The following is a 20,089-nucleotide window of genomic DNA, read 5'->3' on the forward strand; positions in this document are numbered from 1 at the left end:
AGGGGTATCGATAGAGGAAATCGCCTGTAAAGCCCTAATTATGTATTGCAGACTGGGGGGAATAACGCAAGAGGGGCTTTTTAGTTTGGGTCGGTCCGGTAGGAGCGAGCTTGCTCGCGACGGGCGTTAACGATCACGTGTTCTGGCTGAATAACCGTGTGGTTTTCACCTGCATCGCGAGCACGTTTTCGCCTGCAAGAGCCAAAAGAAAACCCCCGATCAGCCAGTGGCTCATCGGGGGTTTCAGGAAAGCGTCTTGCGACGCTGACCAGCTCAGCTTATTGGCAAGCTTCGCAATCCGGCTCGTCGATGGCGCAAGCCTTCGGCACTGGCGCCGGACCTGCTGGCGCAGCCAGGACCGAGTCGTCGCCGTGGTTGCCGCCGCTGGAAACAGCGTTCAGCTTGCCGGTGTTGATGGTCGACTTCTCGGTGCTGGTCGCGGCCAGGGCACGGAGGTAGTAAGTGGTTTTCAGACCACGGTACCAGGCCATGCGGTAGGTCACGTCCAGCTTCTTGCCCGAAGCGCCGGCGATGTACAGGTTCAGGGACTGGGCCTGGTCGATCCACTTCTGACGACGGCTTGCCGCGTCAACGATCCACTTGGTGTCCACTTCGAAGGCGGTCGCGTAGAGCTCTTTGAGCTCTTGCGGGATGCGCTCGATTTGCTGCACGGAACCGTCGTAGTACTTCAGATCGTTGATCATGACCGAATCCCACAGACCGCGAGCTTTCAGATCGCGAACCAGGTACGGGTTGATCACGGTGAATTCGCCCGACAGGTTCGATTTCACATAGAGGTTCTGGTAGGTCGGTTCGACCGACTGCGAAACGCCAGTGATGTTGGCGATGGTCGCGGTCGGTGCGATGGCCATGATGTTGGAGTTACGAATGCCTTTCTGTACACGGGCGCGCACAGGGGCCCAGTCCAGGGTTTCGTTCAGGTCAACGTCGATGTACTTCTGGCCACGTTGTTCGATCAGGATCTGTTGCGAATCCAGCGGCAGGATGCCCTTGGACCACAGAGAGCCCTGGAACGTCTCGTAGGCACCGCGCTCGTCAGCCAGGTCGCAGGAAGCCTGGATCGCGTAGTAGCTGACCGCTTCCATCGACTTGTCGGCAAACTCGACTGCTGCGTCGGAACCGTAAGGGATGTGTTGCAGGTACAGCGCGTCCTGGAAGCCCATGATGCCCAGGCCGACCGGACGGTGCTTGAAGTTGGAGTTCTTCGCTTGCGGCACCGAGTAGTAGTTGATGTCGATCACGTTATCGAGCATGCGTACTGCCGTGTTCACGGTGCGTTGCAGCTTGGTGGTGTCCAGCTTGCCGTTGACGATGTGGTTTGGCAGGTTGATCGAGCCCAGGTTGCAAACGGCGATTTCGTCCTTGTTGGTGTTCAAGGTGATCTCGGTGCACAGGTTCGAGCTGTGGACCACGCCGACGTGCTGCTGCGGGCTGCGCAGGTTGCACGGGTCTTTGAAGGTCAGCCATGGGTGGCCGGTTTCAAACAGCATGGACAGCATTTTGCGCCACAGGTCTTTGGCCTGGATGGTCTTGAACAGCTTGACCTTGCCTGGGTACTCGGTCAGGGCTTCGTAGTACTCGTAGCGCTCTTCGAAGGCCTTGCCAGTCAGGTCGTGCAGGTCTGGAACTTCGGACGGCGAGAACAGGGTCCACTTGCCATCATCGAAGACACGCTTCATGAACAGGTCAGGAATCCAGTTGGCGGTGTTCATGTCGTGGGTACGACGACGGTCATCACCGGTGTTCTTGCGCAGTTCGATGAACTCCTCGATGTCCATGTGCCAGGTTTCCAGGTAGGCACAGACAGCGCCCTTGCGCTTGCCTCCCTGGTTAACGGCGACGGCAGTGTCGTTCACGACTTTCAGGAACGGTACGACGCCCTGGGATTTGCCGTTGGTGCCCTTGATGTACGAACCCAGTGCACGAACAGGCGTCCAGTCGTTGCCCAGGCCGCCGGCGAATTTCGACAACATGGCGTTGTCGTGGATCGCGTGGTAGATGCCCGACAGGTCATCCGGCACGGTGGTCAGGTAGCAGCTCGACAGCTGCGGACGCAGGGTGCCGGCGTTGAACAGCGTCGGGGTCGAGGACATGTAGTCGAAGGACGACAACAGGTTGTAGAACTCGATCGCACGGTCTTCCTTTTGCTTCTCTTCGATCGCCAGGCCCATGGCCACGCGCATGAAGAAAATCTGCGGCAGTTCGAACCGCACGCCATCCTTGTGGATGAAGTAACGGTCGTACAGGGTTTGCAGGCCCAGGTAGGTGAACTGTTGGTCGCGCTCGTGGTTGATCGCCTTGCCCAGTTTTTCCAGGTCGAAGTCGGCCAGAACCGGGTTCAGCAATTCGAATTCGATACCCTTGGCGATGTAGGCAGGCAGGGCCTTGGCGTACAGGTCGACCATTTCGTGGTGGGTGGCGCTTTCGGCGACGCCGAGGAAGCCCAGGCCTTCGGCACGCAGGGTGTCCATCAGCAGGCGCGCGGTGACGAACGAGTAGTTTGGCTCACGCTCGACCAGCGTACGGGCAGTCATCACCAGGGCGGTGTTGACGTCGGTCAGGGCCACGCCGTCGTACAGGTTTTTCAGGGTTTCGCGCTGGATCAGGTCGCCGTCGACTTCTTCCAGGCCTTCGCAGGCTTCGGTGACGATGGTGTTCAGGCGGCCCATGTCCAGCGGCGCCAGGCTGCCGTCGGCACGGGTAATGCGGATCGAAGGATGAGCGTTGACCGCATCTTCGGCCGGGGCGCGTACGGCGCGTTCCTTGGAACGGGCATCACGATAGATCACGTAGTCGCGAGCAACTTTTTGCTCGCCGGCGCGCATCAGGGCCAGTTCGACCTGGTCCTGGATTTCTTCGATGTGGATGGTGCCGCCCGATGGCATGCGACGCTTGAAGGTCGCGGTGACCTGTTCGGTCAGGCGTGCAACGGTGTCGTGGATTCGCGACGAAGCGGCAGCGGTGCCGCCCTCAACTGCGAGAAACGCTTTGGTGATGGCGACGGTGATTTTGTCATCGGTGTAAGGAACGACAGTGCCGTTACGCTTGATCACGCGAAGCTGGCCCGGCGCGGTGGCGGACAGATCCGAATTCGAATCAGCGGCCTGCGGCAAGGTGCCCTGCGGGTTCTCGCGAGTTGTGTCGGTTTGCATGGGTGTCTCCACGTTCTCTATGTTTGTTTGGGCACCATCACGGTGCCCACCGTTCTGTCCTGAAGCACTACAACCGGCAAATGCCGGGCATAACAACTTCGGGACAGTAGGAAGGGGGCTATTGGGGCGCCGCTTCCATGCCGAAGTCTTTGGTCTCACGCCTTGGGCGGGAGGCCGGGGTCCTTTGAGGTGACAGTTGGGGACTGCAACACCCGTACCGTTTTCACCCTTATGGGCCGAAATACAGTAACCATCCGCACGCGCGGTTTTGGCTGTCGAAAATACGTTTGGTTCAACCGGAGGGTGGCAAGAAAAGCGCTTGAAATTGGTGTCCGGTTTGTGTTTGGTTTTTTGCGCAAAACCCTACATCTAGGGTTTTTTTGGCGCCGAGGTACAAGATAATGCGTTTTGGGGGGGGATTGCAACGTACTACCTGTGGATAAGCCTGTGCGTAAATTGTGTGTGAAAGAGCGAATCGGCGTGTAGGCCGCAATGCTGCTGGACCGGACCTTTTTTCATCAATTTTCAATGATTGAAAACGGCCGGGTGGATTTTTAAGGGCGCGAACCCTATCACAAAAAACCGTCTTGTCCGAACGCATTTAGCGGCTTGTGTTCTGCGCGAGCGACGTTTATACAATCGGCCAGCCTGTAGGCAATTTATCCTCCCCAATCGTTACAAAAAGACGGGCGGATCCTTCCTTATTAGAGTTACTGGCAAGAAGAGGTCACCCGTGGAGCAAGAAGCCTGGCAGGTATTGATTGTCGAGGACGACCAGCGTCTGGCCGAGCTGACCCGCGATTACCTGGAAGCCAACGGCCTGCGAGTGTCGATCGAAGGCGATGGTGCCCTCGCCGCTGGCCGCATCATCAAGGAAAAACCGGACCTGGTAATCCTCGACCTGATGCTGCCCGGCGAGGACGGCTTGAGCATTTGCCGCAAAGTCCGCGACCGCTATGACGGGCCGATCCTGATGCTCACCGCGCGGACCGACGATACCGACCAGATCCTCGGCCTCGACCTGGGTGCCGACGACTACGTATGCAAACCCGTGCGCCCGCGTTTGTTGCTGGCGCGCATCCAGGCGCTGTTGCGGCGCAGTGAAGCACCAGAAGCCGCGCCGGAGAAACAACGGCGGCTGCAGTTCGGTCCGCTGGTCGTGGACAACGCTTTGCGCGAAGCCTGGCTTAACGACCATGGCATCGAACTGACCAGCGCCGAATTCGATCTGCTCTGGCTGTTGGTAGCCAATGCCGGACGCATTCTGTCCCGGGAAGAAATCTTCACGGCGCTGCGTGGCATCGGCTATGACGGCCAGGATCGCTCCATCGACGTGCGCATTTCACGCATCCGTCCGAAAATCGGCGATGACCCGGATCACCCTCGTCTGATCAAGACCGTGCGCAGCAAAGGCTACCTGTTCGTTCCTGAGGCCTGCGTAGACTCGCCGCTGTGAACTCGATCTTCCTGCGTATCTACGGCGGCATGTGCGCCGCGCTGGTTCTGGTGGCGGTGCTCGGTGTGCTGGCGTTACACATGCTCAACCAGGTACGCAGCGAGCAGTACCGCGAGCGCCTGGCCCATGGCACGTTCTCGTTGATGGCCGACAACCTGCAACCGATGAACGAGACCGAGCGCCATCGTGCCTTGTTAGTGTGGGAACGCCTGCTGGGGATTCCGCTGGCGCTGAAAACCTTCAACCAGACGGACCTTGACCTGACCCAGCGCACCCGTGTGCTGCACGGGCAAGCGCTGGTGGAGCAGACCGGTCCGCATGCGGCGAAGGTTTACCGGCTGGTCAGCGAAAAGGAACAACTGGTACTCACGGGGGAAGTCCAGCAGATCAGTGAGCAACTGGCGCGGGCGACGATTTACCTGTTGACCGATGAACTGGTGCGCGTGCCGGTGGCCGAGCAACCCCAGCGCTTGGCGCAACTGAAGCAAGACAAGGGTTTTGGCTTCGACTTGCGTCTGGTCACGGTCGATGAGGCGGACATGGACGAGGACCAGAGTCGTCGAGTGTCCGAAGGTGACACGGTGATGGCGCTGGGCAAGGAGGGCGACTCGATCCGTGTGTTCGCTGGCATGGTCGGGACGCCATGGGTCCTGGAAATCGGCCCTTTGTATCAGATGAATCCTTATCCGCCGGAATGGCTCGTGCTGATTGCCGCACTGGGCCTCACGCTGATCGGGTTGATCGTTTACTTGCTGGTTCGCCAACTGGAGCGCCGCTTGCGCGGTCTTGAGGCAGCGGCCACGCGCATCGCCAGGGGTAGCCTGGAAACCCGTGTGCCGGCGCGCGGTGCGGACTCGGTGGGGCGTTTGGCGTCGGCGTTCAACGGCATGGCCGAACACTTGCAACAATTGCTGGCAATCCAGCGCGAACTGGTGCGCGCCGTTTCCCACGAGCTGCGTACGCCGGTGGCGCGCCTGCGTTTCGGTCTGGAGATGATTGGTTCGGCCACCACGCCGCAAGCCCTGGAAAAGTACTGTGAAGGCATGGACCACGACATTGAGGATCTCGACCGACTGGTCGACGAAATGCTCACTTACGCAAGGCTCGAGCAGGGCTCGCCGGCGCTGAACTTCCAGCGCATCGACCTGGATGCGCTGGTCAATCAGGTGATCGAGGAACTGGCGCCTTTGCGTGCCGACGTCACGGTGCAGCGCGGGTTGTGCCTGTCGGCGGCCGATTGCGACGACGCCTGGGTCGAGGCTGAGCCGCGCTACCTGCATCGGGCGCTGCAGAACCTGGTGAGTAATGCCATGCGTCACGCGCAATCACGGGTGACCATCAGCTATCAGGTTGGGCAGCAACGCTGTCGGGTCGATGTCGAGGATGACGGGCCGGGTGTGCCGGAAATCGCCTGGGAGAAAATCTTTACCCCGTTCCTGCGGCTGGATGACAGCCGCACCCGTGCGTCGGGTGGACATGGCTTGGGGCTGTCCATCGTGCGACGCATTATCCATTGGCACGACGGCCGGGCGTTGATCGGCAAGAGCAAGAGCCTTGGCGGGGCCTGTTTCAGTTTGAGCTGGCCGCGCAATCAGGAGAAGCGCTGAGAGCTTGGTTGTCTGGGCAATCGCCTTTGCGAGCAACACATACAGGCACTGGAGTTTTCAGGCCTGGAGACTGACCAGGCTCAACAACTGCCCATTTTTGACCCCGAACTGCGCATCCAGCTCGGTGCCATTGCGCCACTCGGCGGACAGGTCTGTCAGTAATCGCAGCCGCACCTCTCCACTCTCAGTCCACTCCAGTACTTCGGCGTGTTCAAAATAGAAACGCTGCCGGACGATCGGATAGAGCGCCTTGAACAGGCTCTCTTTCACGGAAAATGTCAGGGTTACCCATAACGCCAGTTGATCGTGATGGCCGGCGGCCATGCGCTGCAGTTCCGGCGGGGTGAGGATCTCTGCGGCCAGGCGCTCGGCCCGTTCGGTGTTGAGCAGGTTTTCCAGGTCCATTCCCAGTCCGCGCCAATGGCTTTTTTTTGCGACGATAGCGGCGGCACGGCCCGTGCTGTGGGTGATCGAGCCGGTAATGTGTGCCGGCCAGACTGGGGCCCGGTCTTCGCCGATGGCCGGGCTGACGTTCAGACCTTCCAATTGTTGCAGCGCGGCACGGGCGCAGACGCGGCCGGCGAGAAACTCTGCCTGACGCTTGGCGACCGAGCGCTGGATGGTCGCTGGCGCTTCAATGGCGCTGCGCTGGAAATCATCACTGACCAGTTGCGAGGTATTGAAGTGCGTGCTCAACAGTATGGTATCGGGCAGCACATGGGGCAGCGGCCAATGGGCATCAAGTGGGGTGCAAAAAGCGGGCAGGGCGGGGAGTGGTTTCATGTCTGGCATTTTGCCGGGTTGGATTGGCGCTGGGTAGTAGTCGAGGGTTTTGTGGCGAGGGAGCAAGCTCCCTTGCCACAGGGATGCTCGGCTCCCGATGTTGGGCGTGTCAGCTGAAAATCTTTTTGAAAAACGCCTGCATGTCCGCCCACGACTTTTCATCCGCCGGCTTGTTGTAACCGATGTCCGGCCCACCATGATCGCCGTGGCTCAAGCGATCGGCATCAGGGTTGCTGAAGCCATGCTTGGCACCGTCGAGGCTGACGAATGTGTAGTCGGCGCCGGCCTTGTCCATTTCGGCTTTGAACGCAGCGACATTTTCGGGAGTGATCATGCTGTCACGGGCGCCGTGTTCGACGAGGATTTTCGCTTTCACGCTGCCTGGCGTAGCGGGGGTATTGGTTGCCAGCGCGCCGTGGAAACTGACGACACCCGCCAAGGGCACACCCTGACGTGCCGCATTGAGCACCACGCCACCACCGAAGCAGTAGCCGATGGCGGCCATTTTATTGGGGTCGGTTTGCGGCTGTTTCTTCAGCAGATCGAGCCCGGCCTGGAACCGTGCGCTGGCCACCGCGCTGTCCTTCAAAACGGCTTGCATGAAAGCCATGGCGTCCTTCGGATGTTCGGTGTTCTTGCCGTCACCATACATATCGATGGCCAGTGCGCTGTAGCCCAGACCGGCCAGATCCCGGGCACGTCGTTTGGCGTAGTCGTTGAGCCCCCAGAACTCATGCACGACCACAACACCGGGTCGCGGCCCCTTGATCGCGTCGTCGTAGGCGTAATAGCCGATCATTTTCGTGCCGTCGGCAGTTTGGTAGGGGATTTCCTGGGTCTTTATGGCGGCCTGGCTGAGCCCGCTCAAGGCCAGCAAGAGGACAGCGAGGAACATGCGCATGGTCGAATCTCCTGTTGAAACTCTTGGAAACACTCGGGAGGAGTTGGTTCAGCTTAGGTTAAGGGCGCGTTCAGGGGGAGTTCAGGGCGACGTAAGTAGTCTTGCCCCGTAGCCAATAAACAAGCAACTCACTAGGAGTTTCACTATGACTGGATTCAAAAAACTGCTTCTGGCATTCACCGTTTTGGGCGCAAGCACGACAGCGTTCGCGTCCGACGACACTTTCGGTAGCCTGACTTTAGGGCAGACCAGCGACAAGATCAAAAAGTCCCACGCCCTGAACGACAACCTTAATCGTCCGAACGCTGACGGCGTGATTGGCAAGGACACAACCTGGGGTGTGCGTCTGGGCCAGCAAAACAGCCAAGGGCGCTACTACGCCACTTACGACAACGTGTCGGGCTCGCACAATGGCATTAAACTGCGTCAGGAGAACCTCTTGGGCAGCTACGATCTGTTCTACCCGGTAGGCGGCACTACCAAACTCTTCGGCGGCGCCTCGGCGGGATTGACCAAAATGACTCAGGAATCGCCAGGTTTCAGTCGCGACAGCAATATCGGTTACGCGCTGGGTGGTCAGGCGGGAGTTCTACAGCAGATTTCGCGAAATACGTCAGTTGAACTGGGGTACCGATACCTGCGAAGCAATGCCAGCACCGAGATGAGCGAACACGGTGGCAGCAAACAGGGTTCGCTGAGACTGACCAGCAGCGCCCAGACTTACGTTTCCGCCAACTACGCTTTCTGAAATAAAACGTTCGCGACGGGCCGGCACCGGATCAGCCATGAGGTTGAACCGGTGCCGGCCTGTACACTATCGAGGTGCGCTGTTCGTACCTCTGGAGACATTGATTTGCCTGGGAGCGTGTTATGAAACTGCTGGTCGTCGAAGATGAGGCGCTATTGCGCCATCACCTGCAAACCCGCCTGACGGATAGCGGACACGTAGTCGAGTCCGTGGCCAATGCCGAAGAGGCTTTGTACCAGACCGAACAGTTCAATCATGACCTGGCGGTGATCGACCTCGGTCTGCCGGGTATGGGCGGGCTCGACCTGATTCGTCAACTGCGCTCGCGGGGCAAGACCTTTCCGATCCTCATCCTCACGGCGCGTGGCAACTGGCAGGACAAGGTCGAAGGCCTCGCCGCCGGTGCTGATGACTATGTGGTCAAGCCATTCCAGTTCGAAGAACTCGACGCCCGGCTCAATGCCTTGCTGCGTCGGTCCAGCGGTTTCACCCAGTCGACCATTGTCGCCGGGCCGTTGCTGCTTGATCTGAATCGCAAGCAGGCATCGCTCGACGAGCAGCCACTGGCACTGACGGCATACGAGTACCGCATCCTTGAATACCTGATGCTCCATCACCAGCAAGTGGTGGCCAAGGATCGCCTGATGGAACAGTTGTACCCGGATGACGACGAGCGCGATCCGAACGTGATCGAAGTGCTTGTCGGCCGTCTGCGGCGCAAGCTGGAAGGGCCGGTCGGGTTCAAACCGATCGATACCGTAAGAGGCCTCGGCTACCTGTTCAATGAGCGCTGCAGTTGATTCGTTCTCTACGCGTTCGCTTGATGCTCGCCGCCACCATCCTGGCGGTGTTGTTCATGCTCGCGTTGCTGCCGGCCATGCAGGGTGCGTTCAGCCTGGCTCTGCAGGACTCCATCGAACAGCGTCTGGCATCGGATGTGACGACGCTGATCTCCGCCGCCCGGGTGGAGAACAATCATCTGCAGATGCCGGCGCAATTGCCCGACGAGCGCTTCAACCTTACCGACAGCCGTTTGCTCGGTTATATCTATGACCGTGAAGGTCATCTGGTCTGGCGGTCGAAGGGCACTCAGGAGGAAAACATCAATTACAAGCCGCGCTACGATGGGCGCGGTAACGAGTTCGCAAGAATCAACGAAGCCAATGGCCAGGAGTTCTTCGTCTATGACGTCGAGGTCAAGCTGCTGGGTGGTAAAAGCGCGGCTTTCAGCATTGTCGCGCTGCAGCCGGTGCGCGAATACGAACACACCCTTGAAGGCCTGCGGGAAAACCTCTACCTGGGCTTCGGTGCGGCATTGCTGGTATTGCTGGCCTTGCTGTGGATCGGTCTGACCTGGGGCTTGCAGGCGTTGCGCCGGCTCAGTCAGGAGCTGGATGAGATCGAAGGCGGTACCCGCGAAAGTCTCAGCGAGCAACACCCGCGCGAACTGCTGCGCTTGACTGGTTCCCTGAACCGCTTGCTACACAGCGAGCGTGAGCAGCGCAGCCGTTATCGCGACTCCCTTGACGACCTGGCGCACAGCCTTAAAACCCCTTTGACGGTGTTGCAAGGCGTCAGCGAAGACATGGCGCAACGCCCGGAAAATCGTGAGCAAGCCCGGGTCCTGCAAACCCAGATCGAGCGCATGAGTCAGCAGATCAGCTATCAATTGCAACGCGCCAGCCTGCGCAAAAGCGGTCTTGTGCGCCATCAGGTACAGCTGCAGCCCGTGTTGCAAAGTCTGTGTGACACTTTGGATAAGGTTTATCGCGACAAGCGCGTGCGAGTCGCCATGGACTTGCCGCCGCAGTGTTATGTGCCCATCGAGCAGGGCGCCTTGCTGGAGATGATGGGGAACCTGCTGGAGAACGCTTATCGCTTGTGCCTTGGTGAAGTACGAATCAGTGTTCGCCAGACCTTGAGCGGTATCGAGTTGTGTGTCGAAGACGACGGCCCCGGAGTCCCCACCGACCAGCGCGCGCGAATCCTGCAGCGCGGTGAGCGTCTTGACCGCCAGCACCCGGGGCAGGGCATCGGCCTGGCAGTGGTCAAGGACATCATCGAAAGCTACAACGCCAAACTGACCCTGGGCGACTCACCCTTGGGCGGAGCGGCGTTCCGGATTCATTTCCCGGCGGTTTGATCCTGGTTTCCTACAGGTTATTCCTTCAATTCTCCTGCGCGCGGTACGCCCCCGGCGTCAGCCCCGTCCACTTCTTGAACGCCCGATGAAACGCCGAGGGCTCGGAAAATCCCAGCTGCTCGGCAATCTGTTGCAACGACAGGTTGGCGCGGCTCAAATGATAAATCGCAATGTCACGACGCAACTGGTCCTTCAACTCCTGAAAACTGCTGCCTTCTTCGCGCAAATGGCGGCGCAAGGTTTGCGGGCTGATGTGCAAGTGCGCGGCCACGGCTTCCAGATCCGGCCAGCGCGAACTGTCGCGACTGAGCAGCCGCCGCAGCTGACTGCTTAAACTGTCGCCATCGTCAGGGCGCGATAGCAGATCGGCAGGAGAGCGCTCAAGAAAAAGCTTGAGCGTCCGCTCGTCCTGCAACAGCGGCATGTTCAAGTAGCGGCTGTGAAACAGCAGGCTGCTGTGCAGGGTGGAAAACTCAAGCGGACAGGAAAATAGCAAATCGTATTCGGCCCCATGCTCCGGTCGCGGATAGCTGAACGTGGCTTGTTCCAATCGAATGCGCTGGCCGATCAGCCAGCTGCCGAAGCGGTGCCAGATCACCAGCAGGCTTTCGGTGAGGAAATGGTCCGGATCCCACAGATGCGCATCGTCCAGGCTCAGGCGGATCATTTCATCTTCACGCGTCAGGGTCAGGCGCGGGGCATCGGGGAATAGGCTATAAAACAATAAGCCACGGTTGAGTGCCTTATCCAGATTTCGGCAGTGGATCACGGCATGGCACATCATTGCGAAGCTGCCCGGCTTGCTCTGGCCTTTTCCGAAACCCAGGTACTCGTCGTCCAGTGCCAGCCAAAGTGCCTGGATCAGTCGAGCGAACTGTTCCGGAGCGATACGCGCCCGCGGCTCGTCGAGCAATTCGGGGCTGATCCCCAATTGCTGCAACAGAGCCGAATAGTCATAACCACGCCGTTGCGCGCCACCGAGGGCGGCACGGGCGAAATGACTGGCGATGGTGCGTTCGCGCATGACAGGCAAATCCATCTATTGAGCGACGGATGGTAGCGGCGGCACTTCCCAATGAACAGGGCGGATATCCGCCAAATTGCAGGATGAGATCCGGTCGATGGGCGGAAATCCGCCACTGCAAACTATCCGCCGGATAAACAGAAAATGCTTGCAACCCTTGCTGTCAAAAGGCTTGCAGGGTTTTCGCGGAAGGTGGCATGGGCCTTGCGATACAACGAGCAGATGCCTGCCGTCGCGGGGCTCGAAAAAACAAATCCCTCCAGTGCAGGAGGGTTCGCAATTCAGGTGCCGTGGATAACAGATGGATGTTGTCACCGTGCACTCTTGAGGAACTTTGCAATGACGACTCGTCAGCCACTGTACAAATCCCTGTATTTCCAGGTGATCGTTGCAATTGTCATCGGTATTTTGCTCGGTCACTACTACCCACAGCTCGGTGTGGCCGTTAAGCCGCTGGGTGACGGGTTCATCAAGCTGATCAAAATGATCATCGCCCCTATCATTTTCTGCACCGTCGTCAGCGGTATCGCCGGCATGCAGGACATGAAGTCGGTCGGCAAGACCGGTGGTTACGCACTGCTCTACTTCGAAATCGTTTCGACCATCGCCCTGCTGGTGGGTCTGGTTGTGGTCAACATCGTGCAGCCAGGCGCTGGCATGCACATCGACGTCAGCACGCTGGACGCCTCCAAAGTCGCCACCTATGTTGCGGCCGGTGCCGATCAAAGTGTCGTCGGCTTCCTGCTCAACGTGATCCCGACCACCATCGTCGGCGCGTTCGCCACAGGCGACATCCTGCAAGTGTTGATGTTCTCGGTGATCTTCGGTTTCGCCCTGCATCGCCTGGGTGCCTACGGCAAGCCGATCCTCGACTTCATCGATCGCTTCGCCCACGTGATGTTCAACATCATCAACATGATCATGAAGCTCGCGCCAATTGGTGCCTTTGGTGCCATGGCGTTCACCATCGGTGCCTACGGTGTCGGGTCGCTGGTGCAACTGGGTCAGTTGATGGCCTGCTTCTACATCACTTGCCTGCTGTTCATCCTGATCGTGCTGGGCGCTATCGCTCGCGCTCACGGTTTCAGCGTGCTGAAAGTGATCCGCTACATCCGTGAAGAACTGCTGATCGTGCTGGGTACTTCGTCCTCGGAATCGGTACTGCCGCGCATGCTGATCAAGATGGAGCGTCTGGGGGCGCAGAAATCCGTGGTGGGTCTGGTAATCCCGACCGGTTACTCGTTCAACCTCGACGGCACTGCGATCTACCTGACCATGGCGGCCGTGTTCATTGCCCAGGCCACCGATACTCACATGGATATCACCCACCAGATCACCTTGCTGGTGGTACTGCTGCTGTCCTCCAAGGGCGCTGCGGGCGTGACCGGCAGTGGTTTCATCGTACTGGCCGCCACCCTGTCCGCCGTGGGTCACCTGCCGGTTGCCGGTCTGGCGCTGATCCTCGGTATCGACCGTTTCATGTCCGAAGCCCGTGCGCTGACCAACCTGGTGGGCAACGCCGTTGCCACATTGGTGGTGGCCAAGTGGGTCAAGGAACTGGACACCGACGTGATGCACGCCGAGCTGGCCTCGGGCGGTCGCGGCATTGCCGATGAACCTAAGGACGATGTTCTGGGCCACGTCGAAGGGGCAACCCCGACTAACGCCAAGTAAACCTTGTCATGATGAAAAAACCCGCTTCGGCGGGTTTTTTTTGCCCGCGACCTGAGCACAAGGGTCACCGTCACTGGCACATTAGGTGATTGCCCCTGAGCGTCTGGCTGCCTAGTCTGGGGCATCGTCTAGGGAGAACATTCATGGTTGGTCCACTGGCATCACTCAAGGTTCTGGATTTTTCGACACTACTGCCCGGGCCGTTCGCCTCGTTGCTGCTGGCGGACATGGGCGCCGAGGTCCTGCGCATCGAGTCGCCGACTCGCATGGACCTGCTGCGCGTGTTGCCGCCCCATGACCGGGGCGTTTCCGCCAGTCATGCCTACCTCAATCGCAACAAGCGCAGCCTGGCGATGGACCTCAAGCAACCCGAGGCGCTGGACGTGATCAAACAGCTGTTGCAGGACTACGACATCGTCCTGGAGCAATTTCGCCCAGGCGTCATGGAACGATTGGGCCTGGGCTATGAAGCCTTGAAAGCGATCAATCCGAAGCTGATTTACGTGTCGATCACCGGTTACGGGCAGACCGGCCCCTACAAGGATCGCGCCGGACATGACATCAACTACCTGGCCCTGGCTGGGCTATCAAGCTACACCGGCCGCGCCGACAGTGGGCCGCTGCCCTTGGGCGCCCAGGTGGCGGATGTCGCCGGTGGCTCGCTGCACGGGGTGATCGGCCTGCTGGCGGCGGTGATCGCTCGGCAGCAAACCGGTCTGGGGCAATACCTGGATGTGAGCATGACCGATTGTGCGTTCAGCCTGAACGCCATGGCCGGAGCCGGGTATCTGGCCTGTGGCGTTGAGCCGGGTCGGGAAGACCAGATGCTCAATGGCGGCAGTTTCTACGACTATTACCGCTCGCGGGATGGGCGCTGGTTGTCGGTGGGCAGCCTGGAACCGGACTTCATGAAACGGCTGTGCACGGCCTTGGGGCTGGAGGCACTGGCCAACCTCGGCTTATCGCCGCAACCGGCCCAGCAAAAGCGCCTCAAGGACGCGCTGAAGGTCGAGTTCGAAAAGCATGATTTTGCCGAGTTGTGCGCAATGTTTGCCGGTCTGGATGCCTGTGTCGAACCGGTGTTGAGTCTGAGCGAGGCGGTGCAGCATCCACAAATGCAGGCGCGGGAACTGGTGATCGAGGTGCCACGGGGGGATGGTACGAGCCAGCTGCAGATGGCGTGTCCATTGAAGTTTTCGCAAGGTTTGCCGCAGCCCGGACATGTTGGCGCGACACTGGGGCAGCATACGGATCAGGTGTTGGATGAGTTGGGGTATAGCGCTGAGCGGATTGCTGAATTGCGGCGTGCCAAAGTGGTTCTCTAGCGTCCACTACTCGACCCGCATTTCCCCGCTGAACACCAACGTGCTTCGACACCGCCGACACAAATACCGTCGGCCCTGTCGTACCAGGCTATGGCGCTGCGCCGAAAACGGAAAGTCACTCTCTGCGCACGGGCATTTATAGATGTAACGGGTCACGCTGCGGCGTTTGACGTCATAGGTGTGGCAGCGGTTGGGCGGCAGTTCGTACACGCCGCGCATGATCAATTGCCATTCTTCGCCATGGGGCTGGATGCGGTCGCCGAACAGTTGATGGGCAATCAGGTGCGCGACTTCGTGGGCTACCGTCTGCTTGAGGAAGTCTTCGGTGTTTTCCCGATACAGTTGCGGGTTGAAGCGCAGCAGGTTCTCGTGCAAATGCGCGACACCGGCTTTTTGCCCGCGCAGCTTGAGGCTTACCACGGGGCGTTTGAAAGTTCGTTTGAAAAAGGATTCGGCTTGTTGGAAACAGTCTTCGACGCGGATATTGAGTTGCTCGGGCATGCTTGATGGATCTCCAGAGGTGTCGAGTATGCCGCAACCCTCGAGCCTTGCGAATCGCCGAAGCGCCGAATGGTTGTTGCCGTTGTCTGTACTGGAGGCATTAAAAGGCCGCCTTGCGGCGGCCGGTGTGTCGGCAGATCTAGTTTTTGGAGGGGGTGTTGCTAATTGGTATAGATCGGCCCCACGCCGAGTCCCCAGACGATCACGGTGAACGCCATGATGGCCACCAGCACCACCAGGCCTACGGCAAGTACTGAACTGGAAAACAGAAAGCCTTCGTCGGATGGAATGTTCATGAACGTCGGCAAGCCAACATACAACAGGTAAACGGTGTAGCAGATCGCCGCAGTGCCGACGATCATTCCCAGCCACATGTGCGGGTACAGTGCCGCAAGGCCGCCAATGAACAGCGGGGTTGCGGTGTAGGTGGCAAATGCCACGCAACGCGCCAGGCTTGGATTGGCATCATAGGTGCGGGCCATCCAGTGGATGAACGCGCCCATGACTGCCACGCCGCCCAGCATGGCCAGGTACGACATGATGGTCATCCATAGCGCGCTCTCTTGGGTCAGCATCACCGGCGCTCGATTGCCGATGACCCAGCCGACCTGTGTGGTGCCGATAAACGCCGACACCGCAGGAATCGCCGCCAGAATCAGTGTGTGGGTCAGGTACATGTGGCTGATGCTTTCCTCCTGGTCGCCACGGATTTCTTTCCATTCCTGATCAGGGTGGGTGAAAAGCCCCACTACGTGATGGATCATGCCAGTCACTCCTCTTGTTTTTACCGTCGCCCCCCAGTGGAGCGCTTACGGGCCAAATTGGCCAAGTAAGTTACAGGTCTGGATATGAATGCGACCTTATGTCGCAGTATAGGAAGGAGTTTCCCTTGAGGGAGTAAGGGTATTAGAGCAAATCGCGCTGTAAACGCGCGTCTTAATCGCCGTAGAGTCTGTGCAGGACCGAATTTACGGGGAGGGAGCCGGCTCCCTGGCCACATGGGGCCCGAGGGCCTTCGCCAGCGGAGTGTTTTTGCGTAAAATGCCGGCCTTTCGTCACACCTCACGGATTTCGCGTCATGGGCACTCTTACGGTCAACCAGAACAAACTGCAAAAGCGCCTTCGCCGTCAGGCCGGTGAGGCTGTTGCCGACTTCAACATGATTGAAGACGGTGACAAAGTCATGGTCTGCCTGTCCGGTGGCAAGGACAGCTACACCATGCTCGATGTGCTGATGCACTTGCAGAAGGTGGCGCCGATCAAGTTCGAGATCGTGGCGGTGAACATGGATCAGAAGCAACCGGGCTTCCCTGAGCACGTGCTGCCGGCCTACCTCAAAGAGCTGGGCATCGAGTACCACATTGTCGAGAAAGACACTTACTCGGTGGTCAAGGAGCTGATTCCGGAGGGCAAGACCACCTGCTCGCTGTGCTCGCGCCTGCGTCGCGGCACGCTCTATACCTTCGCCGACGAAATCGGCGCGACCAAAATGGCGCTCGGCCACCATCGTGACGACATTGTCGAGACGTTTTTCCTGAACATGTTCTTCAACGGGTCGCTCAAGGCCATGCCGCCAAAACTGCGCGCCGACGATGGCCGCAACGTGGTGATCCGCCCGCTGGCCTACTGCAACGAAAAAGACATCCAGGCCTATTCGGACCTCAAGCAATTTCCGATCATCCCGTGCAACCTCTGTGGCTCCCAGGAAAACCTGCAGCGTCAGGTGGTCAAGGAAATGCTGCAGGACTGGGAGCGCAAGACCCCGGGTCGTACCGAGAGCATTTTCCGCAGTCTGCAGAACGTGATCCCGTCGCAATTGGCGGACCGCAACCTGTTCGACTTCACTAGCCTGCGTATCGACGAAAGCGCTGCATCCCGCTTCGTCAATGTGGTCAACCTGTAACCACAATTACGGTGGGAGCGAGCTTGCTCGCGATTGCGTCCAATCAGTCGACAACATTGCCGGCTGACACATCGCCATCGCGAGCAAGCTCGCTCCCACTTTTGGTTTTTGTTTCATTCCTCAGGAGAGGGCATGCGCGACTACAAGTGGCTGAACGAATACTGCTTGAACCGTTTCGGTTCGGCGGCTGAACTGGAAGCCCATCTGCCCGTTCCCAAGACCCCGGCGCAATTGCGCAAAATCAGCGACGATCGCTACCTCTCGACCATGGCATTGCGTGTATTCCGCGCCGGGCTCAAGCACAGCCTGGTCGACGCCAAGTGGCCGGCCTTCGAAGAGGTCTTCTTCAAGTTCGACCCGGAAAAAGTCGTGCTGATGAGCGCCGAACACCTGGAGCGCCTGATGCAGGACGCGCGGATCATCCGCCACCTGGGCAAGCTCAAGAGCGTGCCGCGCAATGCGCAGTTCGTGCTGGATGTGGCTCATGAAAAGGGCAGCTTCGGCGCGATGATCGCCGATTGGCCGGTGACCGATATCGTCGGGCTCTGGACCTTCCTGAAAAAGCGTGGCCATCAGTTGGGCGGTCTGTCGGCGCCGCGTTTTCTTCGCATGGTTGGCAAAGACACTTTTGTGCCGAGCTATGACGTGGTGGCGGCATTGAATGCGCAGAACATCATTGACAAGGTGCCCAGCAGCCAGCGGGATCTGGCGTTGGTGCAGGGTGTGTTCAACCAGTGGCATGAGGAAAGTGGCGGACGGCCGATGAGTCAGATTTCGATGATGCTGGCCTACACCGTGAATCATTGAGACCGAGTCGACCTATCGCGGGCAAGCCCGCGATGGCTTCATATCAGGCGGCAGAGATTTCGCCTTCGCCCGCCAGCTTGCGGTTCAACTGATACCGCCAGCGCACATACAACAGTGCCGAGCAGAACACGGCCAGGCTCGCGCCCATCTCCAGCAAGCCGAAAATCTGCCGGTTCGGGTCATAGGCAGCCAACGCGCCCTTGATGAAATACAGGTTCACCACAAAGCACATCCATGAATGTCCACGGGCGCTGCCGACGATCATTCCCGGCGCCAGCAACAGCAGCGGCACCAGTTCGATCAGCAGGATCACCCAAGGCCGCGCACCGTGCAGATCGGCGACCGCCAGGTAGTAGACGCAAAGCAGCCCCACCAGCCCGAAAAAGCACAGCAGGCTGATGACGCGCATGGCCTGGACCCTGGGGGCGAGCCACTCGATGGAAGGCAGGATCTTCGGTTTCTTGGCCACTTCATCGCTCCAGTTTCTGGGCAGTCTTGGCCAGGCGTGAGCCCAGCGCGCGGCACAGCGCCACTTCATGGGCATCCAGAGCGCTTTTGCCGTCGGCACCCGCATGGTGGCTCGCGCCATACGGCGTGCCGCCACCCTGGGTTTCCAGCAGCGCCGATTCGCTATACGGCAGGCCGGTAATCAGCATGCCGTGGTGCAGTAGCGGCAGCATCATTGAGAGCAGGGTGGTTTCCTGGCCGCCGTGCAGGCTCGCTGTGGAAGTGAAGACACCAGCCGGTTTGCCGACGAGGGCGCCGGTCAACCACAGGTTGCTGGTGCCGTCGAGAAAGTACTTGAGCGGCGCCGCCATGTTGCCGAAGCGGGTGGGGCTGCCCAGCGCCAGGCCAGCGCAGTTCTTCAAGTCATCGAGGCTGGCGTAGAGCGCGCCTTCGTCCGGAATCTCTGGCGATACGGCTTCGCATTCGGTGGAGATCGCCGGCACGGTGCGCAACCGCGCCTCAAGGCCAGCCTGCTCGACGCCCCGGGCAATCTGCCGGGCCATTTCGTTGGTCGAGCCACTGCGGCTGTAGTACAGCACCAGAATGTAGGGCGCAGTCACGGCAGCAGCTCCAGAATCTGCTCCGGCGGACGGCCGATGACGGCTTTGTCGCCGACTTCGAGAATCGGTCGCTCCATCAGTTTAGGGTGAGCGGCGATGGCGGCGATCAATTGCGCCTCGCTCAGGCTGCTGTCGGCCAGGTTGAGGCTCTTGTACTCGTCCTCGCCAGTGCGCAACAGTTGTCGGGCGCTGATCCCGAGTTTGCCCAGCAGGCTCTGGATTTGTGCGGCGTCCAGTGGCGTTTCGAGGTAGCGCACCACCGACGGCGTCAGGCCACGGGATTCAAGCAGTTCGAGCGCACCGCGGGATTTCGAGCAGCGCGGGTTGTGATAAAGCGTCAGATCGGTCATGAGCGGGTCGCATCTTGCGTAAGGTGGCGGCTATTCTAACTGTGCAGCGCGCATTCCTGAACCGCGAGAGGCGATGGGTCGCAGGCGCATTCAATTTTTGACAAGGAACACGACATGACAAGGCGACTGGCAGCGGCATTGACGATCATCGGGGCGTTGATGCTGGGGGGTTGCGGTAATGACTACGGCATTGACCAGAACGGACAGAAAGTCGCCGCCGATCGTCTGGACGGTAAATGGCTGGTACTCAACTATTGGGCGGAATGGTGCGGCCCGTGCCGCACCGAGATTCCGGAATTGAACCACTTGGCCGACCAACTCAAGGACAAGAAGATCGGTGTGTTCGGGGTCAATTTCGACAATGTACAGGGCGAAGATCTGAAAGGTGCCAGCGAGAAACTCGGGATCAAGTTCACCGTGTTGGCGCAGGATCCAGCCGATTTGTTCGAACTACCACGCAGCGAGGCGTTGCCGGTGACTTACATCATCGATAACAAGGGCAAGGTGCGCGAACAATTGATGGGCGAGCAAACGGCGGCGGGGGTGATGGCGAAGCTGGAGGCGTTGCAGGCTAAAAACTGACTTCAACGATGTGAACGCTTGTGGCGAGGGGCTGTCGGATCGCCG

19 protein-coding genes are annotated in these 20,089 nt (G+C 59.3%); 10 read left to right on the plus strand and 9 right to left on the minus strand.

All coding sequences use genetic code 11. From position 1 onward, the window contains the following. Window positions 1-278: 278 nt before the first annotated feature. Window positions 279-3,173, minus strand: coding sequence for a ribonucleoside-diphosphate reductase subunit alpha (locus tag AC1Q6D_RS16020; protein WP_103404895.1), 2,895 nt, complete (start codon window positions 3,171-3,173; stop codon window positions 279-281). A 733-nt stretch (window positions 3,174-3,906) separates the two neighbouring features. Here AC1Q6D_RS16020 and AC1Q6D_RS16025 point away from each other — a divergent pair. Then, the gene (locus tag AC1Q6D_RS16025; protein WP_103404896.1) at window positions 3,907-4,629 is read left to right on the plus strand and encodes a winged helix-turn-helix domain-containing protein; all 723 of its coding nucleotides are present in this window, start codon (window positions 3,907-3,909) and stop codon (window positions 4,627-4,629) included. Then, the gene (locus AC1Q6D_RS16030; RefSeq protein WP_103404897.1) at window positions 4,626-6,236 is read left to right on the plus strand and encodes an ATP-binding protein; all 1,611 of its coding nucleotides are present in this window, start codon (window positions 4,626-4,628) and stop codon (window positions 6,234-6,236) included. The genes AC1Q6D_RS16025 and AC1Q6D_RS16030 overlap by 4 nt, the downstream gene beginning before the upstream one ends. A gap of 57 nt (window positions 6,237-6,293) precedes the next feature. Here AC1Q6D_RS16030 and AC1Q6D_RS16035 read toward each other — a convergent pair whose 3' ends face one another. Beyond that, window positions 6,294-7,019, minus strand: a complete 726-nt coding sequence (locus AC1Q6D_RS16035; protein WP_207291601.1) for a 4'-phosphopantetheinyl transferase family protein — start codon at window positions 7,017-7,019, stop codon at window positions 6,294-6,296. 109 nt (window positions 7,020-7,128) lie between these two features. After that, window positions 7,129-7,920 carry a dienelactone hydrolase family protein gene (locus AC1Q6D_RS16040; RefSeq protein WP_090464358.1) on the minus strand — a complete coding sequence of 264 codons (792 nt, stop codon included), beginning with the start codon at window positions 7,918-7,920 and terminating at the stop codon, window positions 7,129-7,131. Between the two features lie 145 nt (window positions 7,921-8,065). Here AC1Q6D_RS16040 and AC1Q6D_RS16045 point away from each other — a divergent pair, with 145 nt between their 5' ends. The 3 genes from AC1Q6D_RS16045 (at window position 8,066) to AC1Q6D_RS16055 (ending at window position 10,811) form a co-directional block, all read left to right on the plus strand. After that, on the plus strand, window positions 8,066-8,668 hold the full coding sequence (locus AC1Q6D_RS16045; protein ID WP_103404898.1) for a hypothetical protein: 603 nt from the start codon (window positions 8,066-8,068) through the stop codon (window positions 8,666-8,668). A 122-nt stretch (window positions 8,669-8,790) separates the two neighbouring features. Beyond that, a complete protein-coding gene (locus tag AC1Q6D_RS16050) occupies window positions 8,791-9,468 on the plus strand; it encodes a response regulator (protein WP_047532275.1) in 678 nt (225 codons plus the stop codon). Then, the gene (locus tag AC1Q6D_RS16055; RefSeq protein WP_103404899.1) at window positions 9,465-10,811 is read left to right on the plus strand and encodes an ATP-binding protein; all 1,347 of its coding nucleotides are present in this window, start codon (window positions 9,465-9,467) and stop codon (window positions 10,809-10,811) included. Before AC1Q6D_RS16050 ends, AC1Q6D_RS16055 begins: the two co-directional genes overlap by 4 nt. Before the next feature lie 25 nt (window positions 10,812-10,836). Here AC1Q6D_RS16055 and AC1Q6D_RS16060 read toward each other — a convergent pair whose 3' ends face one another. Continuing rightward, window positions 10,837-11,835: an AraC family transcriptional regulator gene (locus AC1Q6D_RS16060; protein ID WP_103404900.1), complete on the minus strand. Its 999-nt coding sequence runs from the start codon at window positions 11,833-11,835 to the stop codon at window positions 10,837-10,839. Between the two features lie 339 nt (window positions 11,836-12,174). Between AC1Q6D_RS16060 and AC1Q6D_RS16065 the strand changes: the two genes are divergently transcribed. Continuing rightward, window positions 12,175-13,509: a dicarboxylate/amino acid:cation symporter gene (locus AC1Q6D_RS16065; RefSeq protein WP_047532270.1), complete on the plus strand. Its 1,335-nt coding sequence runs from the start codon at window positions 12,175-12,177 to the stop codon at window positions 13,507-13,509. A gap of 143 nt (window positions 13,510-13,652) precedes the next feature. Then, a complete protein-coding gene (locus AC1Q6D_RS16070; protein ID WP_103404901.1) occupies window positions 13,653-14,834 on the plus strand; it encodes a CaiB/BaiF CoA transferase family protein in 1,182 nt (393 codons plus the stop codon). Between the two features lie 6 nt (window positions 14,835-14,840). Here AC1Q6D_RS16070 and AC1Q6D_RS16075 read toward each other — a convergent pair whose 3' ends face one another. Both AC1Q6D_RS16075 and AC1Q6D_RS16080 read right to left on the minus strand, forming a co-directional pair. Beyond that, window positions 14,841-15,335, minus strand: coding sequence for a SprT family zinc-dependent metalloprotease (locus AC1Q6D_RS16075; RefSeq protein ID WP_103404902.1), 495 nt, complete (start codon window positions 15,333-15,335; stop codon window positions 14,841-14,843). Between the two features lie 161 nt (window positions 15,336-15,496). Beyond that, on the minus strand, window positions 15,497-16,099 hold the full coding sequence (locus AC1Q6D_RS16080; RefSeq protein ID WP_047532264.1) for a Yip1 family protein: 603 nt from the start codon (window positions 16,097-16,099) through the stop codon (window positions 15,497-15,499). Window positions 16,100-16,413: 314 nt separating this feature from the next. Between AC1Q6D_RS16080 and ttcA the strand changes: the two genes are divergently transcribed. After that, a complete protein-coding gene (gene ttcA, locus AC1Q6D_RS16085) occupies window positions 16,414-17,238 on the plus strand; it encodes a tRNA 2-thiocytidine(32) synthetase TtcA (RefSeq protein ID WP_103404903.1) in 825 nt (274 codons plus the stop codon). A gap of 132 nt (window positions 17,239-17,370) precedes the next feature. Then, window positions 17,371-18,045: a DNA-3-methyladenine glycosylase I gene (locus tag AC1Q6D_RS16090; protein WP_047532259.1), complete on the plus strand. Its 675-nt coding sequence runs from the start codon at window positions 17,371-17,373 to the stop codon at window positions 18,043-18,045. A 43-nt stretch (window positions 18,046-18,088) separates the two neighbouring features. On the opposite strand, the gene AC1Q6D_RS16095 is transcribed toward AC1Q6D_RS16090, so the two are convergent. The 3 genes from AC1Q6D_RS16095 to arsC are packed head-to-tail and all read right to left on the minus strand — an operon-like array spanning window position 18,089 to window position 19,462. Further along, on the minus strand, window positions 18,089-18,514 hold the full coding sequence (locus AC1Q6D_RS16095; protein WP_103404904.1) for a DUF2069 domain-containing protein: 426 nt from the start codon (window positions 18,512-18,514) through the stop codon (window positions 18,089-18,091). 1 nt (window position 18,515) lies between these two features. After that, on the minus strand, window positions 18,516-19,112 hold the full coding sequence (gene wrbA, locus AC1Q6D_RS16100; protein ID WP_103404905.1) for an NAD(P)H:quinone oxidoreductase: 597 nt from the start codon (window positions 19,110-19,112) through the stop codon (window positions 18,516-18,518). Beyond that, window positions 19,109-19,462, minus strand: coding sequence for an arsenate reductase (glutaredoxin) (gene arsC / locus AC1Q6D_RS16105; protein WP_103404906.1), 354 nt, complete (start codon window positions 19,460-19,462; stop codon window positions 19,109-19,111). Before arsC ends, wrbA begins: the two co-directional genes overlap by 4 nt. A gap of 114 nt (window positions 19,463-19,576) precedes the next feature. On the opposite strand from arsC, the gene AC1Q6D_RS16110 reads away from it, so the two are divergent. After that, on the plus strand, window positions 19,577-20,044 hold the full coding sequence (locus AC1Q6D_RS16110; protein ID WP_047532251.1) for a TlpA disulfide reductase family protein: 468 nt from the start codon (window positions 19,577-19,579) through the stop codon (window positions 20,042-20,044). Window positions 20,045-20,089: the final 45 nt, after the last annotated feature.

The organism is Pseudomonas sp. MT92 (assembly GCF_058792515.1).